The organism is Streptomyces melanogenes (genome assembly GCF_014649795.1).
Taxonomy (GTDB): Bacteria; Actinomycetota; Actinomycetes; order Streptomycetales; family Streptomycetaceae; genus Streptomyces; species Streptomyces noboritoensis.
Genome location: NZ_BMTS01000001.1, coordinates 842,041 through 850,192, shown reverse-complemented (window position 1 = coordinate 850,192; position 8,152 = coordinate 842,041). Strand labels below are relative to the sequence as shown.

Genomic DNA, 8,152 nt, shown 5'->3' with positions numbered 1-8,152 from the left:
TCGAGCGGATGCTCGTGGAGGACGGCATCCTGCTGCTCAAGTACTGGTTCTCGGTGAGCGACGCCGTGCAGGAACAGCGCTTCCACCGCCGCCTCGAGGACCCCGCACGCCGCTGGAAGCTCTCCCCCATGGACCTGGAGTCCATCACCCGCTGGGAAGCCTACTCCCGGGCGAAGGACGAGATGTTCCAGCACACCGACATCCGCGAGGCCCCCTGGCACGTCGTCGAGAGCGACGACAAGCGCAAGGCACGGCTCAACACGATCGCCCATCTGCTGGCCGCGGTGCCCTACCACGAGGTCCCCCGCACCCCGCTGTCCCTGCCCGAACGCCCGCCCGCCACCTCGTACCAGCGCCCGCCGCGCAATCTCCAGTCCTACGTACCGGACCACGCGGCGACGCTGCTCCGCGGGGGCCGCTGAGCGGACGACCGCCGTCGCGACCCCGGCCGTCAGACGCGGTCGGCGGCGATGAGGAGGTAGTGGAAGCTGCCCTCCCGGTACGCGGTCAGGAACGGGTCCTCCACCCCGGTGGCCAGGGAGGACTGGGCGCGCAGCTCCCAGTACGGGATCGTCGCGGCCGTGAGGTCGACGACGTTCATCGGGACGAGGCCGTTGGCCGCCATGGCCTTGAAGTAGGCGCTGCGGGGGTGGATGTTGCAGGTGTAGTGCTCGTCGATCCGGCTGACCGCCTTGGAGCGGCCGCCGGTCACGTCGTTGTAGCAGCCGGTGATGACGACGTAGCGGCCACCGAAGGCCAGCTGGCGCGCGTGCTCGGCGAAGAGGTCGAACAGGTCCACGTACATGGTGGACTCGTTGTTCCAGATGCCCTGGAAGGCGCCGGTCGGGAAGCCGGTGTCCAGCATGTTGCGGAAGTGGTAGCCCACCTTGTCGTCCACACCGCGCTTGCGGGCCTGGCCGTTGGCGAAGTCGACCTGCTGCTGGGAGATGGACACGCCGTCCACCTGGCAGCCGAAGCGTGCGTTGGCCATGATGCTGCTGCCGCCCCGGCCGCAGCCCGCGTCGAGGAGGCGGTGCTCGGGGGCGATGGGGCCGAGGTGGTCGAGGAGGACGTCCGCCTGGGCCGACTCCAGCCGGTGCAGCTCCTCGATGATCCGCGCGTCGCGGGTCTCCTGCGGGCCTTCCAGTACGGACGGGTCGTACTCGCCGATCCCGTAGTGGTGGTGGTAGAGGCCGTCGACGTCGCCCAGGCTCAGGTTGACCGGGTCCTTCTCGTTGTTCCAGTACTCCGCGACGGACTTCTGGTAGGCCGTGCGCAGCACCGGGGCCGTGGAGGAGGTGGGCGTGCTCGTCATAGGGGGGCTCCTTGGTGCATGCGGGTATGACCGCGTGGGTGGTTACCGAGATAGAGGGGAGAGCGGTGTGCTCAGGCTTCGTTGTAGCGGAGGCTGCCGCTGTGCCATTCACGATTGCCGCCCAGCCAGGCCCAGACCCCGGCGAGGAAGCGGCACAGCTGGGGCGATCCGGTGAGGGCGAGGGCGGCGGCTTCCGTCTCGAAGGTGCGCACCAGCTCGTCGTGGATCTCCACGCTCCGCTCGATCGCCTCGCGCGGTGAGCACCGCTCCTCCTCGGCGATCACGGTGGGCAGGTTGAACTCCACGCCGGAGGAGTCGTGCTCCTTGGCCATCGAGTACAGGTCGTTGACGAGCGTGCTGGCCGTGGCGGCCATCGTCACCGCGCGCCGGACCCGCGGCTCCGCGTACTCGGAGGCGGTCAGCGGATGGCCCCCGACCACGTCGACGAGGGCGATGCAGGGCAGGAAGCTGTTGATCTGACGGTGTGCCAGATATTCGCGGACGGAGGGCATGTACCCGCGAGAGCGCCAGGACCCCTCCTGTCCGTACCCCACGAAGAGCACGGCGACTTCATGGCGCAGCCGGGCCACCTGGGAGGAGTCGGCATAGGTGGCCAGGTCCCGAAGACCCGAGCGCAGGGCCACCCGTACGGGGTCCTCGTCCATCTCCTTCTCCCAGGCGGACGCGTGAGCCGCCGGGAGGTGGGCGGGGTCGAGCGCCGCGTAGGCGAGACCGAGGTGCGAGCCGAGGAGTTCGGGCCGCGACCCCATCGTCTCGTCGTCGCAGTAGTAGTCGTCGGTGGCCCACTCCGCCAGCGCGCACTTCGCCGCGGCCAGCAGCCGGTCCGGGTCGTCGCTGTCGGGGTGGGCCAGCATCATCAGCCGCCCGAAGTCGGCCGCGCGTACGCGTTCCAGGCGTCCGGCGTAGAGGCCGACCCCCTCGGCCCACTCCACCAGCCGGTCGTTGACCTCCCGGCCGAGCGCCGGATCGTCCCGTATGGCGGGCGGGCAGTACAGCTCGGGGACACCGCTGCCGCGCTCGGCCTCGCTGCCCGGAGCGTCGCCGGCCGGTGTGCGGGCCGCGATGCGGGCGGCGGAGGTACCCAGGCCGGTCGGCCCGGTGGGCACGCCGACGCCCACCGGTCGAAAGGTGGATCCCGGCAGTGCCTTCGGCGCCGGAAGGCGGTTCTTCTGGCTGTGGGTGAGGAGCGTGGCCACGAGTCGCGCCACTTGGTGGTGAGCCGCGGGCGCGGTCATCCGGGACAGCTGGGACACCGGTTCTTCTCCGTTCGCGCCGCTGGGGTCAGGACGGGCTGTGGAAGACCTCGACGTTCTCCAGAACGCCGAGCGCGTCGGGCACCAGAACGGCCGCCGAGTAGTAGGTGCTGACCAGGTAGGAGATCAGGGCCTGGTCGTTGATGCCCATGAACCGCACGTTGAGGCCGGGCTCGTACTCGTCCGGGATGCCCGTCTGCCGCAGACCCACCACCCCTCCCTCGGCCTCTCCCAGGCGCATCGCGAGGATGGCGGAGGTTCCCTCGTCCGAGACGGGTATCTTGCCGCAGGGCAGGATCGGCACGCCGCGCCAGGCGGGCACCGGGTGGCCGTTCATGTCGGCGGTGTCGAAGGACAGGCCCCGCTTGTTGCACTCGCGGCCGAAGGCGGAGATGGCCCGGGGGTGCGCGAAGAACGCCTTGGTCCCGCGCCGCATGGCCAGCAGCTCGTCCATGTCGTCCGGAGTGGGCGGGCCGGAGTGGGTGGAGATGCGCTGGCTGTAGTCGGCGTTGTGCAACAGCCCGAACTCGGGGTTGTTGACCAGCTCGGACTCCTGGCGTTCGCGCAGGGCCTCGATGGTCAGCCGCAGCTGCTGCTCGACCTGGTCCATCGGGTCGTTGTAGAGGTCGGCGACGCGGCTGTGCACGCGCAGGACCGTCTGGGCGACGCTCAACTCGTACTCGCGCGGGTCGAGTTCGTAGTCGACGAAGGTCCCCGGGATCACCGGCTCGCCGGTGTGGCCGGAGGCGAGGGCGATGTTCGCCTCACCCTTCTTGTTCCGCGGCAGCGTCTTCTCGGCCTCGCGCTCGCGGACGTGCTCGCGCAACCGGCCGTTACGGTCGGCGACTTCCTCGTACGCGGCACGGGGCAGGGCCAGCACCGTGCACGCGGTCGTCGCGCGAGCCGTGAAGCCCCACTCCCCCGGCTCCTCGGACACCGCCTGCCCGCCGAAGAACCCGCCGTCGGAGAGCACACCCCGGCGGGTCTCCTCCCCGTAGCTTCCGGTGCCGACCTTCTCGACCTTGCCGTGCACGATCAGATAGACGTGGTCGACGGACCCGCCCTGTTCCGCGATCAACTGGCCGGGGCCGTACTGCTGCTGGACGCACCGCTCGGCGAGCGCCCGCAGCGCCGCTTCGTCCTCGAACCCGCGCAGCAGCGGAAGTTCTCCCAGCTCGGCGGGGATGACGCGGACCGCGCTTCCCTCCTGGACGAAGGTGACCCGGCCGTCGCCGACCTCGTACACCAGACGCCGGTTGACCCGGTACGTGCCGCCCTTCACCTCCACCCAGGGCAGCATGCGCAGCAGCCACCGCGAGCTGAGGCCCTGCATCTGCGGGACGCTCTTGGTAGTGGTCGTCAGGTTCCGCGCGGCGGCGATCCCCAGGCTGAGCTGTGCCCGCCCGGTCGGCTCCTCGTGCAGGTGCGGATACGCGGCGGTCGACATCCTGATCCCTCCGATTGGGGCGCATGCGTCAAGAAGGAGCCTCCAGAGTTACCCGATCGGGCGAGAGAGGCTCCCGGTGCGCAAGTGAACCAGCGGGTAATGATGTTGGTCGACACGGCTGCCGACATACCGACGTATTTACGCCACCGACGAGATGTATGCCGCAGGGTCAGCCGCGCGTCGGCATCACCGACAGGGACGACCAGTGCGTCCGTTACATGGCATTAGCCGATACTTTGATCAAGCTGACACGGGTGAGGGGCGAGGCCGAGGAGGGCGACAGGCCCGGTCGGCGAGGTGGCTGATAATACACACTCGGCGTCGCCCGGAAGGCCCGCACGTGGCCCGATACGATCTGCGGGGAGCACGGCGGCCACCGGCCCGTCGTCTGCGACGGGTGGCCCTGCGGCGGTCGCCTTTTCTGGTTTTCCGGCTACGGCACGTAGCTGCGTCCCGCCAGGTCAGGGTCGATGTCGAGGAACTGGTGCCGCTGCTCGGCCAGTCCCGGAAGGTGCTGCTGGCGCGCACGCAGTTCGTCGATCAGCTGCTCAAGCCGCCGTCCGTCCAGTGCCTCGGTGCGCGCGTTCTCACCGGCAGCCGCAGGAAGACCACGGCTCCCCGAGGCCTCTGGTGTCATGGAAGGACACATGACCATCTCCGTTCTCCTGGGAGCACACTACGCCCTCCCTTCCGAACGTCCCCAGTGAAACTTCCACCTGTCCAGCATGCAATACCCATCACGGAGCCACACCCCCACTGGATGGGTATACGGCGGTCCTCATACCGCCGCCAGCATGCTGCTTCTGCTGTCGCGCAGGCGCCCTCGGCACGGGAGGGGCCGGGAGGACCGCGGCCCCCGGCCCCTCCCCGGCCCGACGGGTTACGAGCCCGTGAGATCCAGTGCCCCGGACGCCCGGAGCGAGGGTCCCTGGCCGTCGGCGGGTACCGCGATCAGGGACCAGGTGTAGCCACCGGCGGCCGCGGTGCCGTCCGCGATGCCACGGTTCCACGAGACCGGTACGGTGCCGCGCGTCGCGGTGCCGGTCCAGGTACGGACGACGGCGCCCGTGTCCCGGCTGCGCAGGGTCAGCTTCCAGGAGGCGGCGGGCTTGGACAGCCACCACCGGGCCTGCCAGACCGCGCCGTCGCCGGGCCGGAAGGCCGCCGGGACGGTGCTGTCGGCGACCGTCAGCGCCGAGGCGGCACGCTGGACCGTGGTGACGTGGACGGTGTCGTCCTTGTCGACGAAGGCGATCTTGCCCGCGTGCCGGTCGACGGTCCAGGTCACGCCGCGGCTGTCGGCCGTCGCGGTGTCCTTGACGCCGCTGACGGCGCCCAGGTCGGCGGTGGTGCCGTCGTCGTTCAGCCCGGTGAGGCGGACGGTGTCGGCGCCCGCCACGCGCTGGGCGAGGAAACCGTCGCCGAGCAGCACGTCATGGGCCGGCGCGGGGTAGGCGAGGTCGGCCGCCGCGTCGTACACCCCCGCCCGGTCCTGGCCGGTGCAACTCCAGTAGATGAGCTTCCCGTTGGACTGGAGCTCGTCGGGGACGCAGCCCGCCTGGAGTGCGACGGCGCCGCGTTCCGCGCCGGTGCGCAGATCGGTGGCGATCAGCGTGCCGGAGCCGTTGGGCTGCGCGGTCCAGAGCGTGGAGTGGTCCAGGGCGGCCGCCTGCGCGGGCTGTTCCTGGACGATCTTGTCGCGGGCGGTGTCGACGACGTAGTTCCTGCCGTCGGCGCCGGGCGCCCGGTAGAGCAGGAACTCGGGCGAGACGTCCACGATACGGCCGCCTGCGGCGGGCAGCGGCAGACGGTCGCCGGACTTGGCGGGGTCGTCGCCGGTCACCAGGACGTCCTTGCCAGTGTCCGGATCCGTGACCAGCCGGGCCAGCCCCTCGTCGCCGCCGTCGGCGAACCGTCCCGGCGCGGCGTCGTCGAAGACCGGCAGATCCGTTCCGGCGACGGGGTCGAGGCCGGTGCCGACGTCCTTGCCGTACAGCCTCACCGCGTCCGGCAGCGCGTCGGCGAAGCGGACGGTTCCCCGGTCCAGGCCGAGCGCCCGCACCGAGCCGTCCGCCTTCTTGACGGGCTTCAGCACGCGCAGCGGCAGGTCGAAGACGAGTCCGCTGCCGTCCACCGTGAACAGGTGGACGGCGCGGGTGCCGTCCGAGGTGCGGCCGAGCGCGGTGAGCATGCTGTCGGACCGCTCGAGGCCCTGCTCGAACTCCGTGAGCAGTACGCGGGAGGTCTCCGCGCCGTCGATCGGCGTCAGGTTCAGCGCCCCCTTGCGCCCCTCCGTCCACAGGACGTTCCGGCCCACGACGTACGCGGTGACCTCGCTGTCGGCGGACTTCGGCGCCAGCGCCACGACCTTGGGCGTGCCGCCGGGCCTGTCGCGCGACAGCACCCGCACCCCCTGCCCGCCCTGCCGCGTGAACCAGGTGACCACGTCGCGGGTGATACGGAAGCTGCTCGCCTCGCCGGTGACCGGCAGCGCGCTGACAGTGCCGGAGATGCCGTTGAGGACGCCATAGCCGTACGTCGATCCGATGCGGTAGCGGATGACCAGCGAGGAGTACTCGCCGCCGTACAGCACCGGCTCGGCCTCGGCGGTGGCTCCCGCCGGCAGGCGTACGGCGACGTCGTACGGCGTGCTCGTGCCGCTGGGCCGCAGCACCCGCAGGTCGTGCCCGCCGTCCCCCGTCGCCCGGGTGGCGAGGACGAAGCCGCCGGAGATCCGCGGATGGGCGTAGCCCTGCGGCAGGGTCAGGTCCGTCTTCGTGTTCTTCTCGACGTCGACCAGCGTGATGGTGGTGGTGCCGTCCACCGTGGTGGCGTACGCCGCCCGGTCGTACTCGTCGTGCTGCGTGAAGATCGCTTCCCTGGGCACGCCGTCCAGCGCCGTCACGGGGACGGTCCGGCGGTTGTAGGTATTGGTCCACAGATAGCTCGCGGAGCCCTCCTCCTGGTGCAGCACCCCGTTGTTGCTGGTGGAGAGGAGCGTGTCGGCGAGGTCGGTGTAGGCGTCGGGCGCCGGTATGAGGACCCCGCCGGAGTCGGCCGCCTGAGCGGCCACCGGTGCGGCCAGGGCCACGCTCGATGCGAGCGCGAGAGCCCCTAACGCGAGAGCCGCGCCGCGTCTTCCGTACCCCGGGCGCTTTCTCGGGACGAACATTGGTCTACCCCCTCGTTGACGGACCGGCGGCGGCATGGGTGGTGCCGTCCACCGGACACGCACAGGCCAGATGATCTTGCAAGCCGGGGAAAGAATATGATCAAGTCGCCGCCGATTGGCTGGTTTTCAACATCTTGCAAGTGTGGGCCGTGGAGCTGCCCCCACGTCTTCGCCCACGGCGACCGGGCCGGACTCACCGGACCCGCGGCGTTCCGCTCAGCGGACTGATTCCTGGTGTGCTCGCTCCCCCTGCGGCACTCTCGGGCCTGCCCCGCATCCGTTCGACGGGTGGCGTCTGCTCACCGGGACGTACGCCTGGCTCGGCGGCCAGGGATACCAGAAGGTCACCACTGGGCCGATCAACGTGAGCGGCCTCGACACCGGGCATCAGCGAAGGAGCACCCATCATGGCGCGAAACCACGTAAAGCACCTGGCTACTCTCGCGGTCGGCGCGGCCACCCTCATCGCGGCCGGTCTCGTCACGGCGGCCCCGGCCGAGGCACAGACCAAGCCCGGCGCCCCGGCTCTCGCGGCGGCCGGTGGATACTTCGTCAACGCCGACAGCGGCAAGTGCCTGGACGCGGTGTGGAGCCACACCAACGGCACCAAGGTGACCCAGTGGGAGTGCTACGGCGGCGCCACCCAGCAGTGGAGCTGGAACGGCCAGGAGATCGTGAACGCCGACAGCGGCAAGTGCCTGGACGCCGTATGGAGTCACACCAACGGCACCGCCGTCACGCAGTGGGACTGCTACGGGGGCGCGACCCAGCTGTGGTCGCTGCGATGGGTCAACAACGGGTGGGAGGTCGTCAACGTGGACAGCGGGAAGTGTCTGGACGCCGTGTGGAGCCACGACAACGGCACCGTCGTGAACCAGTGGGACTGCTACGGAGGCGCCACCCAGCTCTGGCACGGGTGACCGTCCACGCGGCGGCCGGTGCCG

General features: G+C 70.4%; 7 protein-coding genes. 2 read left to right on the top strand and 5 right to left on the bottom strand.

Features of this window, described 5'->3' with window-relative positions:
• A partial coding sequence (locus IE252_RS03875; RefSeq protein WP_506417290.1) for a polyphosphate kinase 2 family protein occupies nt 1–422 on the top strand: 422 nt, incomplete at its 5' end.
• A gap of 29 nt (nt 423–451) precedes the next feature.
• Here IE252_RS03875 and IE252_RS03870 read toward each other — a convergent pair.
• The 5 genes from IE252_RS03870 to IE252_RS03850 form a co-directional block, all read right to left on the bottom strand.
• Complete coding sequence (locus tag IE252_RS03870) at nt 452–1,315, bottom strand: geranyl diphosphate 2-C-methyltransferase (RefSeq protein WP_190087779.1); 864 nt, start codon at nt 1,313–1,315, stop codon at nt 452–454.
• A 71-nt stretch (nt 1,316–1,386) separates the two neighbouring features.
• On the bottom strand, nt 1,387–2,589 hold the full coding sequence (locus IE252_RS03865) for a family 2 encapsulin nanocompartment cargo protein terpene cyclase (protein WP_229847943.1): 1,203 nt from the start codon (nt 2,587–2,589) through the stop codon (nt 1,387–1,389).
• Nucleotides 2,590–2,617: 28 nt separating this feature from the next.
• Nucleotides 2,618–4,036 carry a family 2B encapsulin nanocompartment shell protein gene (locus IE252_RS03860; protein WP_190087778.1) on the bottom strand — a complete coding sequence of 473 codons (1,419 nt, stop codon included), beginning with the start codon at nt 4,034–4,036 and terminating at the stop codon, nt 2,618–2,620.
• Nucleotides 4,037–4,469: 433 nt separating this feature from the next.
• Complete coding sequence (locus tag IE252_RS03855) at nt 4,470–4,673, bottom strand: hypothetical protein (RefSeq protein ID WP_190087777.1); 204 nt, start codon at nt 4,671–4,673, stop codon at nt 4,470–4,472.
• Between the two features lie 243 nt (nt 4,674–4,916).
• Entirely contained in the window at nt 4,917–7,208 is a 2,292-nt protein-coding gene (locus IE252_RS03850; RefSeq protein WP_229847941.1) for a hypothetical protein, read from the bottom strand.
• Nucleotides 7,209–7,615: 407 nt separating this feature from the next.
• Between IE252_RS03850 and IE252_RS03845 the strand changes: the two genes are divergently transcribed.
• The gene (locus IE252_RS03845; protein WP_190087776.1) at nt 7,616–8,128 is read left to right on the top strand and encodes an RICIN domain-containing protein; all 513 of its coding nucleotides are present in this window, start codon (nt 7,616–7,618) and stop codon (nt 8,126–8,128) included.
• The last annotated feature ends 24 nt before the right edge of the window (nt 8,129–8,152 follow it).

Excerpts from the sequence above, each read along its gene's own strand:
- IE252_RS03855 (WP_190087777.1), bottom strand. The coding sequence starts at position 4,673 with ATGACACCAGAGGCCTCGGGGAGCCGTGGTCTTCCTGCGGCTGCCGGT.
- IE252_RS03860 (WP_190087778.1), bottom strand. The coding sequence starts at position 4,036 with ATGTCGACCGCCGCGTATCCGCACCTGCACGAGGAGCCGACCGGGCGG.
- IE252_RS03850 (WP_229847941.1), bottom strand. The coding sequence starts at position 7,208 with ATGTTCGTCCCGAGAAAGCGCCCGGGGTACGGAAGACGCGGCGCGGCT.
- IE252_RS03845 (WP_190087776.1), top strand. The coding sequence starts at position 7,616 with ATGGCGCGAAACCACGTAAAGCACCTGGCTACTCTCGCGGTCGGCGCG.
- IE252_RS03870 (WP_190087779.1), bottom strand. The coding sequence starts at position 1,315 with ATGACGAGCACGCCCACCTCCTCCACGGCCCCGGTGCTGCGCACGGCC.